General features: G+C 45.6%; 16 protein-coding genes. 6 read left to right on the top strand and 10 right to left on the bottom strand.

Annotated elements, in window-relative coordinates:
* The first annotated feature begins 283 nt into the window (after positions 1 to 283).
* Positions 284 to 1,363: a selenide, water dikinase SelD gene (gene selD, locus ACO0KW_RS16465; RefSeq protein WP_423054405.1), complete on the top strand. Its 1,080-nt coding sequence runs from the start codon at positions 284 to 286 to the stop codon at positions 1,361 to 1,363.
* A gap of 40 nt (positions 1,364 to 1,403) precedes the next feature.
* Positions 1,404 to 2,339: a transaldolase gene (gene tal / locus ACO0KW_RS16460; protein WP_423054404.1), complete on the top strand. Its 936-nt coding sequence runs from the start codon at positions 1,404 to 1,406 to the stop codon at positions 2,337 to 2,339.
* Between the two features lie 98 nt (positions 2,340 to 2,437).
* On the opposite strand, the gene ACO0KW_RS16455 is transcribed toward tal, so the two are convergent.
* From ACO0KW_RS16455 to ACO0KW_RS16440, 4 genes are all read right to left on the bottom strand, one after another.
* Entirely contained in the window at positions 2,438 to 4,249 is a 1,812-nt protein-coding gene (locus ACO0KW_RS16455; protein ID WP_423054403.1) for a diguanylate cyclase, read from the bottom strand.
* 43 nt (positions 4,250 to 4,292) lie between these two features.
* Entirely contained in the window at positions 4,293 to 5,750 is a 1,458-nt protein-coding gene (locus tag ACO0KW_RS16450; RefSeq protein WP_423054402.1) for a hypothetical protein, read from the bottom strand.
* 176 nt (positions 5,751 to 5,926) lie between these two features.
* Positions 5,927 to 6,361, bottom strand: coding sequence for a ribonuclease HI (gene rnhA, locus ACO0KW_RS16445; protein WP_423054401.1), 435 nt, complete (start codon positions 6,359 to 6,361; stop codon positions 5,927 to 5,929).
* Positions 6,348 to 7,139: a class I SAM-dependent methyltransferase gene (locus ACO0KW_RS16440; RefSeq protein ID WP_423054400.1), complete on the bottom strand. Its 792-nt coding sequence runs from the start codon at positions 7,137 to 7,139 to the stop codon at positions 6,348 to 6,350. The genes rnhA and ACO0KW_RS16440 overlap by 14 nt, the downstream gene beginning before the upstream one ends.
* Before the next feature lie 27 nt (positions 7,140 to 7,166).
* Between ACO0KW_RS16440 and gloB the strand changes: the two genes are divergently transcribed.
* The 4 genes from gloB (at position 7,167) to ACO0KW_RS16420 (ending at position 10,392) form a co-directional block, all read left to right on the top strand.
* Positions 7,167 to 7,967 (top strand): hydroxyacylglutathione hydrolase, encoded by an 801-nt coding sequence (gene gloB / locus ACO0KW_RS16435; protein WP_423054399.1) that lies wholly within the window; start codon positions 7,167 to 7,169, stop codon positions 7,965 to 7,967.
* Positions 7,968 to 8,026: 59 nt separating this feature from the next.
* Positions 8,027 to 9,184, top strand: a complete 1,158-nt coding sequence (gene earP, locus ACO0KW_RS16430; protein ID WP_423054398.1) for an elongation factor P maturation arginine rhamnosyltransferase EarP — start codon at positions 8,027 to 8,029, stop codon at positions 9,182 to 9,184.
* Positions 9,185 to 9,329: 145 nt separating this feature from the next.
* The gene (locus ACO0KW_RS16425) at positions 9,330 to 9,905 is read left to right on the top strand and encodes an elongation factor P (RefSeq protein ID WP_186890291.1); all 576 of its coding nucleotides are present in this window, start codon (positions 9,330 to 9,332) and stop codon (positions 9,903 to 9,905) included.
* A gap of 238 nt (positions 9,906 to 10,143) precedes the next feature.
* Positions 10,144 to 10,392: a hypothetical protein gene (locus ACO0KW_RS16420; RefSeq protein ID WP_423054395.1), complete on the top strand. Its 249-nt coding sequence runs from the start codon at positions 10,144 to 10,146 to the stop codon at positions 10,390 to 10,392.
* A gap of 76 nt (positions 10,393 to 10,468) precedes the next feature.
* Here the strand turns inward: ACO0KW_RS16420 and ACO0KW_RS16415 are convergent, their stop codons facing one another.
* The 6 genes from ACO0KW_RS16415 to rpsP form a co-directional block, all read right to left on the bottom strand.
* Positions 10,469 to 11,422, bottom strand: a complete 954-nt coding sequence (locus ACO0KW_RS16415) for a CobD/CbiB family protein (RefSeq protein WP_423054393.1) — start codon at positions 11,420 to 11,422, stop codon at positions 10,469 to 10,471.
* A 91-nt stretch (positions 11,423 to 11,513) separates the two neighbouring features.
* Positions 11,514 to 12,224 carry a CoA pyrophosphatase gene (locus ACO0KW_RS16410; protein ID WP_423054392.1) on the bottom strand — a complete coding sequence of 237 codons (711 nt, stop codon included), beginning with the start codon at positions 12,222 to 12,224 and terminating at the stop codon, positions 11,514 to 11,516.
* A 57-nt stretch (positions 12,225 to 12,281) separates the two neighbouring features.
* A complete protein-coding gene (gene rplS / locus ACO0KW_RS16405; RefSeq protein WP_315483658.1) occupies positions 12,282 to 12,656 on the bottom strand; it encodes a 50S ribosomal protein L19 in 375 nt (124 codons plus the stop codon).
* 189 nt (positions 12,657 to 12,845) lie between these two features.
* The gene (trmD, locus tag ACO0KW_RS16400; protein WP_423054391.1) at positions 12,846 to 13,601 is read right to left on the bottom strand and encodes a tRNA (guanosine(37)-N1)-methyltransferase TrmD; all 756 of its coding nucleotides are present in this window, start codon (positions 13,599 to 13,601) and stop codon (positions 12,846 to 12,848) included.
* A gap of 49 nt (positions 13,602 to 13,650) precedes the next feature.
* Positions 13,651 to 14,250 (bottom strand): ribosome maturation factor RimM, encoded by a 600-nt coding sequence (rimM, locus tag ACO0KW_RS16395; protein ID WP_423054389.1) that lies wholly within the window; start codon positions 14,248 to 14,250, stop codon positions 13,651 to 13,653.
* A complete protein-coding gene (gene rpsP / locus ACO0KW_RS16390; RefSeq protein WP_186890295.1) occupies positions 14,251 to 14,502 on the bottom strand; it encodes a 30S ribosomal protein S16 in 252 nt (83 codons plus the stop codon).
* Positions 14,503 to 14,565: the final 63 nt, after the last annotated feature.

The raw sequence follows: 14,565 nt of genomic DNA, 5'->3' as shown, positions 1-14,565 counted from the left end.
ATTTATTTTGAAATGCAAACGAATAAAAAACAAACAGCACTATTAATGCATAGCAAACTTGAGATGACAAATCTTTTTAGTCATAAGTGATAAGCCATAAGCCTACACAAAATTATTGGTATTTGAAATTTTTACAATTGCATTAGCAGATTTCATGTCAAAAATTGCTCAACCTGTTTTTATTTGCATCGAGGACTAACGAAGCCAATAGCTCAAATTAGGCTTCCAGCTTCTCGGCAGTATTCTATAATCATCCATTCACAACCAACTGTCAGACACATTCATGAACGATAGCACCGGCACCGACATTAGCACTAATACAAGCCCCATTCGATTGACTTCGTTTTCCCATGGTGGTGGGTGTGGCTGCAAAATTGCGCCTGGTGTCTTAGCTGAGATACTCAAAAAATCCACTGGCTTCCCCGTTCCTGCTGCACTGATGGTAGGCATTGAAACCTCGGATGACGCCGCAGTTTACAAGCTCAATGACGAGCAAGCCTTAATCGCCACGACAGACTTCTTCATGCCCATCGTTGACGATCCATATGATTTTGGCCGTATCGCTGCGACCAATGCGATCTCCGACGTATATGCAATGGGCGGCACACCGATTATGGCACTGGCTTTGGTTGGTATGCCTATCAATCAAATTCCTCTCGATGTCATCGGCAGGATCATTGAAGGTGGTGAAAGTATTTGCCGCGAAGCCGGTATTCCGATTGCTGGCGGTCATAGCATTGATTCAGTCGAGCCGATCTATGGCTTAGTCGTGATGGGCTTGATCCATCCGTCTAAGGTTAAACGCAATTCCAGTGCACGCGTTGGCGACCAATTAGTATTGGGTAAAGCGCTAGGTGTGGGTGTTCTCTCTGCTGCCTTAAAGAAGCAAAAATTGGATGCTGATGGCTATGCCAGCATGATTGCCAATACCACCAAACTCAACAAGCCAGGTCAGGCGCTATCACAACTCGATGCTGTGCACGCAATGACGGACGTAACTGGATTTGGTTTGCTTGGACATTTATTAGAAATCTGCCGTGGTGCACAAGTTGGTGCCACGCTGCGCGTCGCTGATATCCCATTTCTACCGCAAGTCAAAGAACTGGCAGCAGCAGGCTGCATCACGGGCGCATCTGCCCGCAATTTCGCTGCCTATGGTGAGGACGTGCGTTTTAGCCATGAAGATGCCATTACACAAGCTTTATTAACCGATCCACAAACTTCCGGCGGACTTTTAGTTGCCTGCGCACCTGAAGCACTTGCGCAAGTATTGGAAATATTTCATAAGAGTGATTTTCAAGATGCTGCAGTGATAGGCGAGATCGTCGCTGGCACTGCGCAAATTCAAGTCTTGTCCAACTAAATTTTTTGCTTACTTTTGCTAACCTCATTTCTCGACCATCATGAACCAACTCGAACAACTGAAACAATACACAACCGTAGTTGCTGACACCGGCGATTTTCAATCCATGCAGGCCTACACGCCGCGTGATGCGACCACCAATCCTTCTCTGATTTTGAAAGCAGTGCAGAAACCCGAATATCAACCACTGCTTGCACAAGCAGTGGCACAGAACGCCGGCAAATCTACTGATCACATTATTGATCAATTGTTGATTAGTTTTGGCATGAAAATTTTAGAGATCGTGCCTGGTCGCGTTTCCACTGAAACGGATGCACGGCTGTCGTTTGACACGGAAGCGACCGTCGCAAAAGGCCGTCAATTGATTGCCTTATACGAGGCAGCAGGCATTCCGCGCGAACGTGTCTTAATCAAAATTGCGTCCACCTGGGAAGGCATTCGGGCCGCAGAAATTTTAGAAAAAGAAGGCATACGCTGCAACATGACTTTACTGTTTAGCTTGGCTCAGGCAGCCGCCTGCGCAGAAGCTGGCGCGCAGTTAATTTCCCCATTTGTAGGTCGTATATATGATTGGTTTAAAAAACAAACCGGGCAAGAAATTTACGGTGCTGAAGATCCAGGCGTGTTATCGGTAAAACGCATTTATAACTACTACCGTAAGTTCGGTTACAGCACGGAAATCATGGGCGCTAGCTTCCGCAATACCTCACAAATTTTAGAATTGGCCGGCTGTGATTTGCTCACCATCAGCCCAGATCTATTGCAAAAACTCAGTGAAGCCGATGGCAAAGTACCACCTAAGCTGAATCATGAAGCGGCAATGGCATCTGATATGGCGAAGTTGAGTATCGACGAAAAATCCTTCCGTTTCATGTTGAACGAAGATGCCATGGCGACCGAAAAATTGGCCGAAGGAATTCGTCTGTTTTGTGCAGACACGATTAAGTTGGAAGGCATCATTGCGGGTATGCGCTAATAGAGGCGACGATATCAACCACCGGTGATATCAATTAAAAAATAAATGCCGCATCGATATGCGGCATTTATTTTTTGTTTACGAGGTTCTCTTTTAATCTAGCTGGCCGCTTCTTCGTTTTTTTGACGCACTTGTTCGATCGTGACATAGGCTTGTTTCGAGGCAAATTCGAAGGATGAAACCATGTGGCGGATCGCCTCATCGCTCGCAGGCACTTTGGCAGTCGCGGACATGAACACCGCCTGATTTCTACCATGATGTTTGGCGTAATACATCGCCATATCACTTAGCATCACATTTTGTTCAAAACTAACGAGTGCAGGAAATTCTGCATAAAACGGAAATACGGTATAGCCTATCGAGCAAGTTTTATGGATGCGTACTCCGGCACCCAAATCAAACTCGGTATCAGCAACTTTCTTCAATAATTTCTGCGCAAAGTGATGAATATAGTCTGGATCCGTTTTCTTTAAGACCACCAAAAATTCTTCTCCACCCAAACGGACAACAACGTCATCTTTGCGCACTGCCTCATTTAATATTTGCGAGAATTGTTTTAGTAACATATCACCCGCTTCATGCCCATACGTATCATTGATTTGCTTGAAATGATCCATATCGAGTAAGTAGAGCGCAAAGACTTCTCGCCCCGTCATACTGGCGCGATTGATGGAAGCTTGCAGCACATAATTTTTGTAGCTAATAAAAGCTTGTACATCGTTTTGCAATACCTCTGATAGAAAGCGTCGATTGCGCAATCCAGTTAATGGATCGGTCAAAGAAGCCTCGCGCAATTGTTGGGTACGTTCAGCGACCAATTCTTCCAAACGAAGTTTTTCACGCTTTAATCGCAAAGAATAGAAATGCGCAATACACCAGATCAGAAATGCAGCTAAAGCGATCCAGAGCATATATGCCCACCAACTACGGTACCAAGGTGGAAGAATTTGAAAGGCATAAATCGCTTCCGGCGTCTGCACTCCATAGATATTTTTTGCTCTTACTTTAAACCGATATTGTCCTTCTGGAATGTTGGTGTATTCCTTGGCAGTGGCACTATCCCACTCACTCCATTGACTGTCGAAACCCGAAAGCTGATATTGAAAGCGCAAAGTGCCCGGTTTTTCAAAAAAGGGGGCAGAAAATTCAAATATTAAGGCATTTTGTTCGTACGGCAATTGCAATATCTGCGACTTATTCTGCTGAGTTTGGAACACCGTTGCTGCATTCTGGATACCACTTCCGTGTTCTGCAAAACTACCGGAAAAAATCACATGCTTGCCATTTGTTGTAACTCGACGAATCAAGGCCAGAAAATCTTGCGTATAATTTTTCTTTGCGTCTGGTTCTACTCGCGTTAACACCTCACTGGGCATCCAGACACCGCCTTGGGGGTGCGCAAACAGGCCATCATCAGCAGAAGTTGCGCCTCTGAATGCGTTTCCATCGAAGGTATAAGGTACTGCCGATTGATCCTCTGACTTGCCAGGTTTATCCTTAAGATTCTTTCTACGCACGGCAAATATGCCATCGGAAGTCTTCAAGTAAACCCCACCAACGTGATCGTCAATCAGATCGCTCACTTCCAATGAACCATTGCTAAATTGCGATCCAAAACGTGCATCGGATGTGAATCGCGTCGCATCCGTGTCGCCCTCTTGCCATGGGGCTATTTGAGCTGACTTGATCCCTTTTGGCGTCACTAGCATCAGGTCCTTACCAAAGGCGATGGTGCGACCCGCAGTCAAATCTGGCAAGCCATGTTCCAAGCCTATTCTGTGGGTTTTTACCTGATTAATTTTGTCGCCTTCAAAGTGCACCCGAAGCAGTCCCTGCACCTCGGTATTGAGCCACAAATCGCCATTCACATCGGTGGTAATACGACGAATATTATCTTTGACGCCATCCATTCGCGCGATGCGCTGCCACTGTCCATCATGGCGCTTAAAAATTTCAACGCCCCCCCATTAATCCGACAAATAAATGATCAGGCCAACGTGGCGTCGTACCGAGACAATACGCATTCCCTGACGACTCATTGATGTATTCAGCACGATCACCACGTATCCGGTATAAACCGCGGCCAGAGGCTGCCATCAAGTCGCCACTAACTTCCATAAATTGCCAGATTTCACTTGTACCTTCACGCAAAGGAATAAATTGTGGGACGTCATGTTTGAGGCTGTATTTAAACGCAGATTGTGAATAGATATCTTGAAAGGTACTGACATAAAACCGATCTTGATAGTAGGCGACCGTAATTACAGTGCCTTCCAATCCATTTTTTGCGCCAAATAACATCTGCGGCACACTCAGTTCAATATGGGAAATACCGGAGTTTGTTGCCGCCCACAAGTTCTTATGGCGATCCAGCATGATACCTGCGACTGTGTTATCCATCAAACCGGTGTTCTTATTAATCGACCGCAAAACCTTGCCAGTACGATCTAAGATCATAATGCCCGCCTTCACAGTGCTGATAGCGAAGGTATTGCCATCTATGGGCATTACCTTATACAAAAACATATTATTTTCATTGAGCAAAGCATCAATCTCCGTGGGCATAGGACGCACCAGATTGTTTGCCGTACGATTCACATCGTAAGACCGCTTCGTTGCATTCCACAGAGGGGCGAGATCAATTAAACAGAAGTTTCCAGCGAGACGTCCCACTAAGAGTTCATGTGCACCAAATGCCGCCATCATTATTCGTTTGCGATTAAAAACACCTGCTAATTGCGGGATTGGAACGACTTTATCACCGTCAAGCAAGCTAATGCCGCGATCAATATCAGCGAAAATTAAAGTACCATTGATGACCGCTGCTTGCGAAGATGCAAAACGCCCAGAAATCGCAGTAAGTTGCCCTTGATCGAAACGGAAAATCCGACCACGAGTCAAAAACACGACGCCTTGTTTAGTATTTTCTATCTGCCAGACGTCATTGAAGACTCCTTCGTCTTTCGGCAATTTATCGCGTAAAGAAACAGCCGTGACTTGACCAGTATCGGTGGCGCGCAAATAACCAAAGTCACCAACCGAGCCATAAAAAATAGTCCCGTCACTGGCCACTGCGAGCGAACGTACCATGGGGTTGCCAGTGATCGCGACAGCTTGCCAACGCTGTCCGTCAAATTCAAGTATGCCGTTCGAATTGCCAAAGTAGAGAACGCCACGACGATCTTGCACCGTCACCCAATTTTGCCCATGTGCCTTATACACTTTGGCATCAAAATTATTTATGAAAGGTGCGCCGACAAAGGGATTAGGGGTATTTTCGGCACGATTGCCTGGCGTAGCTGCTTGCGCTGAATTAGTTAAGAAAATGAGAGAAGCCAGCGAGAAAAGAAAAATTACGCATGCTCGAAAGGGCAGATTGTTTTTGAACCGTGACCGGTGAAATCGACACATGCATTTGTCTCCAAAAATAGAATCAACTTCAGCGCGGCATTCATGCCAAGGACACCAATTTCTCTACATCGATTTCTATTCAAACTGCGCTTTTGACAAATAATATATTTCACGCCTGATACTGAACACACTAATTAGGCTCGCCAGCGAACAACATAGGCTGGGGAAGTCAGACGCTAATTCACGGTCTCGACACCGCGATTTGCCAATTGATCAGCGCGTTCATTCCCTGCGTCACCCGCATGACCTCGCACCCAGATCCACTCAATGGTGTGCAAATTACGTGCCGCGTCTAATTGTTGCCACAAATCGACATTTTTTACGGGTGATTTTGACGCCGTTTTCCAGCCTTTTGCTTTCCATCCGTCTATCCATTCAGTAATCCCTTTGAGTACGTATTGACTATCGGTATGCAGCGCAATTTCACACGGACGCTTCAATGCACCGAGCGCCTGAATCACCGCCATCAACTCCATACGATTATTTGTGGTTTCGGCTTCGCCGCCGAATAATTCTTTCTCGCGATGTCCCGCGATCAGTAAGGCTCCCCAACCGCCTCTACCAGGATTTCCTTTGCAAGCACCATCGGTATAAATCTTAATTTTGTCCATGTTCTTTTATCTTGTTCGCGACAGGTACCGCGTTCGCTTGTCGTACACGTTTTTGTTTTAAAGCAGGGCCGATTAAATGCATGCCTCTGACTCTTTTGATCGCTTCTATCATATACACCGCGCCAAGTCGTGGCCACCAGCGTTGTCCCAGTTTGTCCATCAAGTTGGAATTTTCTAACCATTGCGCATTATCGACTGGCATTGCGTAGCAACCAAAGCGCGTTTGACTCACTTCCATACTCAATAATTTCAGCCAATCCTTTAGGCGATATGCACTGATAAATTCACCTTCTTCCGGCAAAAAAGGTCTGTGCGCTAATCTCCCCATCATTTGCCGCGCCCCCCACAAACTAGCGCGATTCAGTCCACTAATGATTACCCGGCCTTCGGGAATCAAAATTCTATCGACTTCACGCAGGATTTGATGTGGCTCTTTCGCAAATTCCAGCACATGCGGCAAGATTACTAAATCAATGCTCTGTGAATCAAATGGCAATTCTGCAAAATCATGTACTAGCACCACTTGCTGACGCAGTGCCGCATTCATTGCTGGTACCTGATGCGCCGTCTGCCATTGGTGTGGCATTCTGCTCGCAGTCAAGGCCGGCAATTGTGGCAAACCAATTTGCACTGCATGAAAACCAAAAATATCCGCCGTCAACAGATCGAACTGCGCCTGTTCCCATGCACAGATATAAGTTCCGGCCGGCTGCATGAGCCAATCACCTAAGTCTATAATGGCAGATTGCGTAGAATTTGATGCGTCCACTTCATTCATTTCTCTAAAAAATCAGGATAAGCTACTATGAATCAGCAAGTCACCAAGCAAGCCCTTAGTATATTGACTGTACCTGCGTTTGACGACAATTATCTATGGTTAATTCACAATGGTAGGGACGCCATCGTCGTCGACCCTGGCGATGCAACCGTTATTTTACAGGCACTTGGGCAACACAATTTAAGTCTCAAGGCTATCTTACTTACACATCATCATAGCGATCATATTGGTGGTGTTGCAGAACTACTCACACATTTTCAAGTACCGGTTTACGGCCCAGCTCATGATGGCATTGGGGCGGTGACCATTCCTTTAGATGATGAAGATCAAATCACCATCGACAGTCTGGATTTAACATTCACGGTCATTGCTGTACCGGGTCACACATTTGGGCATATAGCCTATTATTCTGAAACCCTCGCGGCGGTCTTTTGCGGCGATACGCTTTTTGCTGGCGGTTGCGGACGTCTGTTTGAAGGCACACCGGCACAAATGCTCAACTCACTCGATCGGTTAGCCGGATTGCCTGCCGCTACCGCTGTTTATTGTGCACACGAATATACTTTATCCAATTTAAAATTTGCCCTCGAAGTTGAGCCAGGAAGCACCGTATTGCAAGAGCGTATGATACGTGAACAAGAGAAACGATCACACAATGTGCCGACCGTGCCAACGACTATTGGATTAGAAATTGAAACCAATCCGTTCCTGCGTACACGGGTTTCGGCAATAGTAGAACGTTTAGTGAGTACTGGAAAAATCTTAGCTGGACAAGACGAAGCGACCAATTTTGGCGCTTTGCGCGAGTGGAAAAATAATTTCCGTTAATCTTATAAGTCTATTTCTATTTTTTTATTGACTGAATTTTCAGTCGTATTTTCTAGTCCATGAACCATCTCAAAAGCGTCACTACCAGCCTCGCCCTGTTCTGTAAAGTTGTCGATAACTTCGGTGATATAGGCATCTGCTGGCGCCTTGCACGGCAACTCGAACAAGAGCATCAGATAACGGTCACCTTATGGGTAGATGATTTAGTCAGCTTCAAAAAAATCTGCCCTGAAATAGACATCAAGGCAGAGCAACAAGACATCCACAATATACGCATCCGACATTGGCGAGATCAAGACGGTCAATTTGACGTCAATGATATTGCCAACATCGTTATTGAATTTTTTGGTTGCGATATTCCACCGGCCTATATCGCCACCATGGCGCGATGCCAACCTCCACCAGCCTGGATTAATCTAGAAGGTTTAAGCGCAGAAGAATGGGTTGAGGGCTGCCATACTTTGCCATCTTCACATCCACAATACCCGCTGACGAAATATTTTTTCTTCCCGGGTTTTACGCCGAAAACAGGCGGGCTTTTACGCGAGAAAAATTTAGCACAAGAGCATCTTGAATTTAATCAAGTTACGCAAACTCGGAGCGCATTCTTAACTAGCTTAGGTGTCAGTGCGAAAGAGTTAGATACGTTCACGATTTCCCTATTCTGTTATCCCCATGCGCCTGTCGAACAGATTTTTGAAACATGGAAGAGTGGTGCAGAAGCGATTACCTGTCTGGTGCCGGTTGGCGTAGCAAAAGAGGTCATCGAAAAATTCTTGCAACAAGAAGCCAAACCAGGTGCGCAAGCAATGCGCGGTAATTTAAGTGTACGGATCATTCCATTTGTGCCGCAACACGACTACGATAAGTTGTTATGGAGTTGTGATCTGAACTTCGTAAGAGGTGAGGATTCTTTTGTACGTGCACAATGGGCACAAAAAGCCTTTATCTGGCACATCTATCCGCAAGATGAGAGTCTACATCACAAAAAATTACGTGCATTCTTGGAGCGACATACTGCCTCTAGTGCCGCCAGTCAGGCCTTCTCGCTAGCTTGGAACGATGCTTCCTCCACCCCTGATTGGCTCGGATTATGGACAGACTTACGTCGGGATTTACCAGACATACGAGGACAAAGTGCACTCTGGCGGCAGCAAATGCAAGACATTGGCGACATGACATCGAATTTATTGAGCTTCATCAACGCGAAACGATAAAAGCCCCTGAAAATAGGTTAAAATATGCGGTTAATTTTTAATGTATTTTTCGATTCAATCAAAGCTGAGCTTGCAGGGCAATATTTTTAATATTCCAGTAGGCAACAGATGATTTTTAAGCAACCTACTTTTTATATCAATTACTATGAAACCTGCAAAAGAAATTCGCGTTGGCAACATTATTATGGTCGACAGCAAACCAATGATCGTTCTGCGTTCTGACGTCAACGGTTCTAGCCGTACTGGCTTCACTTACAAGTGGAAAATGAAAAACTTGTTGACCAACAGCCCATTGGAAAACGTGTTCCGTGGCGACGACAAATTTGACGTCGTGGTATTGGATAAAAAGCCAGTAACTTACTCTTACTTCGCAGATCCTTTGTACGTATTCATGGACACAGAATACAATCAATACGAAATCGAAGAAGAAAACTTGGGCGATGCATTGCATTACCTGAAAGACGGCATGGAATGCGAAGCGGTGTTCTACGATGGCAAAGCAATCTCTGTAGAATTGCCAACAACTATCGCTCGTTTGGTTATTTACTCTGAGCCCGCAGTTAAAGGCAACACTTCCGGTAACGTTTTGAAAGAAGCGAAAATCGAGAACGCCATCGAAGCGCATTGCCATACTGTGCAAGTGCCATTATTCGTGAGCCAAGATGACGTTATCGAAATTGATACTCGTACAAATGAATACAAGCGCGTAGTTCGCAACTAATCGCCCTCTGATTCATAAAAAACGCTGTTTATACCAAACAGCGTTTTTTTTCGCCCGCTTTTGCACTTGCATGATTTCAACAAAGTCCTGCGACAACAACGACGCCTGCTGCTACATAAACTTAGATTCATTTAAGCCCATAATAAACTTTCACAATCCGTCTTGAAGAATCATCAAAACTCATCTATTCTTCATTGTGAGCATTACGAAAGTAAAACATCTTTAGTCAGGAACTATCATGGCAACCGCACCAATCACTTCAACTGCTGCAAGAGACCAAGTCTTTTCCAATAGAAATGAAGAGTTGAAATCATTTGCTCCCAAGAATAAAGTCAATGATGCTGTTAATAAAACGACCGAGATCAAGGCAGCACGCGACACAGAAGAAACCAAGCAAGTAGCCAAACCTGCGTCAGAGCCAAAACCAACTCCCGTACCAAATACTCGCGGAGAAATTACCGGCGGCACAATCAACACAAGTGCTTAAGATCAAAAGCACAAAAACAAAAAAGCCCACTTCAAATAAAAGTGGGCTTTTTCATTGTGCCTAACGCTTAATAAATTTACAACCAAACTGCAAAGGATAACAACAAAAGCAACAACATCCACAGCAATAAGGCACGCCAAACCAAACCAACCGCACTTTGCAAAGCACGTGGACTAGCTTCCATCCCAGGCTGACTTTCAAGTTCAAGACTATCCACATCGACAGCGCTAGCATCCGCATTTAAAACAACCAGTGCTTTAGTTTCCGGCTCACCCAGACGCACACCTATTGCACCACCACCGGCAGACAAAATAATGCCTAGCAACTCATCAGTCCAGCGACTCGCATAATTACGCCAGGAATAAATAGAGTCTTCAAAATTACCGACAATCGCAAATGCCACAGCAGTCAAATGTGCTGGCACCCAATCGATCCAATAAAAAACTTTTTTCGCAAATTGACCAAACTCTTCATTCTGCATGTGTTCGGGCTCACACCATTCACGTGATAAGAATTCAGACATGCGATACATGACCGCACAAGCTGGCCCGACTGGCATCAAAAACCAGAAGAATACGCCGAATACATTTCGATGCGATGCGATCAGAGAACGTTCAACCGCAGCCCGAGCAATATCAGTTGCATCCATAGCGGAACAATCTTTGTTAATCCAGTCTGACAAATATTTACGAGCGGCGTCATCATCACCCGAATTTAAAGCAATTTGGATCGAGGTAAAGTAGTGGCTATAGCGACGAAAACCCAAGGTCAAATAGACGATGATGACATTCCAGATAAATGCCGCAAAGGGGTTCAAGCGCAAACACAACCAATACACCAAGGCAGTAGGCAAAGTCAATGCGCCAACGACGATAAACCAACCAGTGCGACCATGGTGCGCCTTACCCGCATTACACCATGCTTCAACTTTCGCGGCAAAATGCTGAACTTGGGTGTAGACGGGATTATCCACTCTCAGTGGCTTGAGTTGCTCAATCAAGAGCGCGAAGAGTATGGAGAGAAATGTCATAGAGGGTCTTCAAACTTCCCGGTTGAGGGCTGACTTAGAAAAGAGCACCAGTGTAAACTGATTTGGGCTGTTTATGAAGTAGATCACGCCCTCATTCTGGCAGATCAGCGCGTAAAAAATGGAATAAATTACGCAGCATACCCGCAGTGGCACCCCAGATAAAATATTCCTGATAAGGCATCGCATAAAAGCTGCGTGAGCCACGTCCATCTGGAAAATCAATCTGACGGCGCTGGTGGTGACGTGGATCCATCAGAAAACTCAGAGGCACTTCAAAAATCGATGCGACTTCAAAGGGATCAGAAATAAATTCATAGGGAGGATGCACCAGTGCCACCACCGGCATCACTGCAAATCCGGTACCCGTATAGTACTGAGGCAAGCGTCCTAATACTTCAACCTGACGCTCAGCCAAGCCTATTTCCTCTTGCGCCTCCCGTAAAGCTGTGTGCTCCGCAGAAGTATCGGTCGCATCCCTCCTACCGCCAGGAAAGCTAATTTGACCAGCATGGTGATGCAAGTGCGCCGCTCTTTGAGTCAGCAAGACTTGCAATCCATGCGGGCGCGCAATAATTGGCACCAATACCGAAGCCGGTTTAAATACATCACCTTTATATAAACTGGATTCTTCTGTGTTTTCAGGCGACCAGAGGATATCTTGCTGAAAACGAAGGCGCAAAAAATCCGTGGAAATTCTAGCCAATGACAAAGCCGGCTCATCTGCGTAAGAATGAATTGCCAACAACTGAGGATTAAAGCTGGTAGTCACAATAGTCAGGACAATAAAGGTGGGTAAAAGCAAAAAAGGGATGCCACTGGCACCCCTTTTTTAAGACTCACAAAACAGACATTACTGTAATTAAACAGCTGCAGCTTTGCGGTTTGGTAATTTCTCTTTAATACGAGCAGATTTACCTGAACGTTCACGCAAGTAGTACAACTTAGCGCGACGTACATCACCACGACGTTTCACTTCAATAGAAGCGATCAATGGTGAGTACAATTGGAATGTACGTTCAACGCCTTCACCGGAAGAGATTTTACGAACGATGAAGTTCGAATTCAAACCACGGTTACGACGGGAAATAACAACGCCTTCGTACGCCTGTGCACGCTTACGAGTGCCTTCAACGACATTAACGTTAACAACGACTGTATCACCAGGCGCGAACACAGGGATATTTTTAGCTAAGCGAGCAATTTCTTCTTGCTCTAATGTTTGGATCAAATCCATTTTTATCACTCCAGATACCATCTTGCTGACGCCAAAGTTTGCTTACACAAGCATGCTCAGTAGAGGATGGGGTTAAACATGTGAACTCATTGTTTCTTCAGCTCACTCTAAACACATGCAAAAAATTTGCATGTTTTATTCGTACAAAAAGTAACGAATTCTTTACTAAGGTCTAAGCGATAAAATCGATCAGAACGGATTCAGCGATTTCAGGAACTTCTCATCCGCCTTAGTTAGCAAACCCGCTTTGCGGACTTGCTCAATTAATTCTGGGCGCTTCTGCCAACTCACCAATAAGGATTGCTGACGTCGCCATTTTGCGATCTCTGCGTGATTACCGCCCATTAAGACCGTCGGCACAGATTGATCTTCAAAAACTTCTGGTCTGGTGTAATGCGGGCAATCTAGCAAACCATTTACAAAACTATCTTCAACCGCCGAAGCTTCATCATGTAAAACACCTGGCAACTGACGAATTACCGCATCCATCAAGGCCATTGCGGGCAATTCACCGCCGGACAAAACGAAATCGCCAAGGCTGATTTCTTCATCGACTTCTCGGTCTAACAAGCGCTGATCAACAGCCTCATAACGACCACACAACAAGACCAAACCGTCTTGCTTCGCCCATTCCATCACACGGGTGTGATTCATAGGCTTACCTTGCGGCGATAAGTAAAGCACTTTAGGCTTTGCAAATCCGATTTCTTGCTGGCGCGCCTTTGCCGCATGCAAGGCCATCTGCAAAGGCTTGGCCATCATTACCATACCGGGGCCACCGCCATAAGGCCTGTCGTCCACAGTACGATGCTTGTCTGTAGTGAAATCGCGCGGATTCCAAAACTGCAAGGCGCATTTCTTTTGCTCAAATGCCCTTCGCGTCACACCAGATTCAGTAATCGCAGCAAACATTTCAGGAAACAGCGTAATGACATCAAATTGCATCCATCACGCTCCACAATCCGAACAACTGCGATTCTCTACAAACTGGGACTTAATAATCACTACCCCAGTCAACCACGATTTTTTTCGCTTCACGATCGACTTCTTTAACGAAATGATCGACAAAAGGAATTAAGCGTTCATGCTTCATCAATTCTGCTTCTGGGACATCGCTGGCCGCGACCCGCAAAATCGACTGTGCACCGTTATCCATCAATGCGCGGACAACGCCAAGGTCTTCACCTTGTAAATTCTGTACTGCTAAGCCGATCAGATCGACCCAATAGAACTCGTCTTGCTCAAGCGCAGGAAACGCCTGGCGCGAGACTTTCACTACAGTGCCTTTTAAGGCTTCTGCAGCTGTGCGATCTGGCACTTCATCTAATTTTGCTACCACATCTTCGCCATGTATCTTCGAACTCAGACGCTTAACTTCACGCAGATTCGGAACAACACCAGCTTGTGCAGCACTTTCCAACCAGAACAGAGGCGCTTCCAGCAAAGCATCAGCAGTGCTCGAGTAAGGGCGAATTTTCACCCACCCTTGAAGACCAAATGCCCCTGAGACATAGCCAACTACGACTAAATCATCAGGAGCAGATTGATTTGCAGATACTTGCACTGCCTGCCCTACTTCAATTAAAGCAGACAATTAAGCTGCTTTTTTTGCTACTTGAGCAACCAAACGAGCAACAGCTGGTGACAATTGTGCACCTACGCCTTGCCAGTAAGCCAAACGATCTGCCGCAACGCGAACTTCTTCAGCATTGCCAGTTGCTACTGGATTGTAAAAACCGATACGCTCGATGAAGCGACCATCACGACGATTACGTGAATCAGCTGCAACGATATTGTAGAAAGGGCGCTTTTTTGCACCACCACGAGCTAAACGAATAACGACCATAATATTTCCAAAAAATTGTCAAAGGACGGAAAAAGCCGCAAATTATAGCCCGCAAAGCAGAAT

It is taken from the genome of Undibacterium sp. Ji22W (assembly GCF_049340305.1).
Lineage (GTDB): Bacteria > Pseudomonadota > Gammaproteobacteria > Burkholderiales > Burkholderiaceae_D > Undibacterium.
The sequence above is the reverse complement of the archived record's forward strand: the minus strand, read 5'-3'. Positions and strand labels throughout refer to the sequence as shown.

Bases quoted from the DNA above. Each gene is read 5' to 3' on its own strand.
- selD (WP_423054405.1), top strand. From the start codon at position 284: ATGAACGATAGCACCGGCACCGACATTAGCACTAATACAAGCCCCATT.
- tal (WP_423054404.1), top strand. From the start codon at position 1,404: ATGAACCAACTCGAACAACTGAAACAATACACAACCGTAGTTGCTGAC.
- ACO0KW_RS16455 (WP_423054403.1), bottom strand. From the start codon at position 4,249: ATGGATGGCGTCAAAGATAATATTCGTCGTATTACCACCGATGTGAAT.
- ACO0KW_RS16450 (WP_423054402.1), bottom strand. From the start codon at position 5,750: ATGTGTCGATTTCACCGGTCACGGTTCAAAAACAATCTGCCCTTTCGA.
- rnhA (WP_423054401.1), bottom strand. From the start codon at position 6,361: ATGGACAAAATTAAGATTTATACCGATGGTGCTTGCAAAGGAAATCCT.
- ACO0KW_RS16440 (WP_423054400.1), bottom strand. From the start codon at position 7,139: ATGAATGAAGTGGACGCATCAAATTCTACGCAATCTGCCATTATAGAC.
- gloB (WP_423054399.1), top strand. From the start codon at position 7,167: ATGAATCAGCAAGTCACCAAGCAAGCCCTTAGTATATTGACTGTACCT.
- earP (WP_423054398.1), top strand. From the start codon at position 8,027: ATGAACCATCTCAAAAGCGTCACTACCAGCCTCGCCCTGTTCTGTAAA.
- ACO0KW_RS16425 (WP_186890291.1), top strand. From the start codon at position 9,330: ATGAAACCTGCAAAAGAAATTCGCGTTGGCAACATTATTATGGTCGAC.
- ACO0KW_RS16420 (WP_423054395.1), top strand. From the start codon at position 10,144: ATGGCAACCGCACCAATCACTTCAACTGCTGCAAGAGACCAAGTCTTT.
- ACO0KW_RS16415 (WP_423054393.1), bottom strand. From the start codon at position 11,422: ATGACATTTCTCTCCATACTCTTCGCGCTCTTGATTGAGCAACTCAAG.
- rplS (WP_315483658.1), bottom strand. From the start codon at position 12,656: ATGGATTTGATCCAAACATTAGAGCAAGAAGAAATTGCTCGCTTAGCT.
- trmD (WP_423054391.1), bottom strand. From the start codon at position 13,601: ATGCAATTTGATGTCATTACGCTGTTTCCTGAAATGTTTGCTGCGATT.
- rpsP (WP_186890295.1), bottom strand. From the start codon at position 14,502: ATGGTCGTTATTCGTTTAGCTCGTGGTGGTGCAAAAAAGCGCCCTTTC.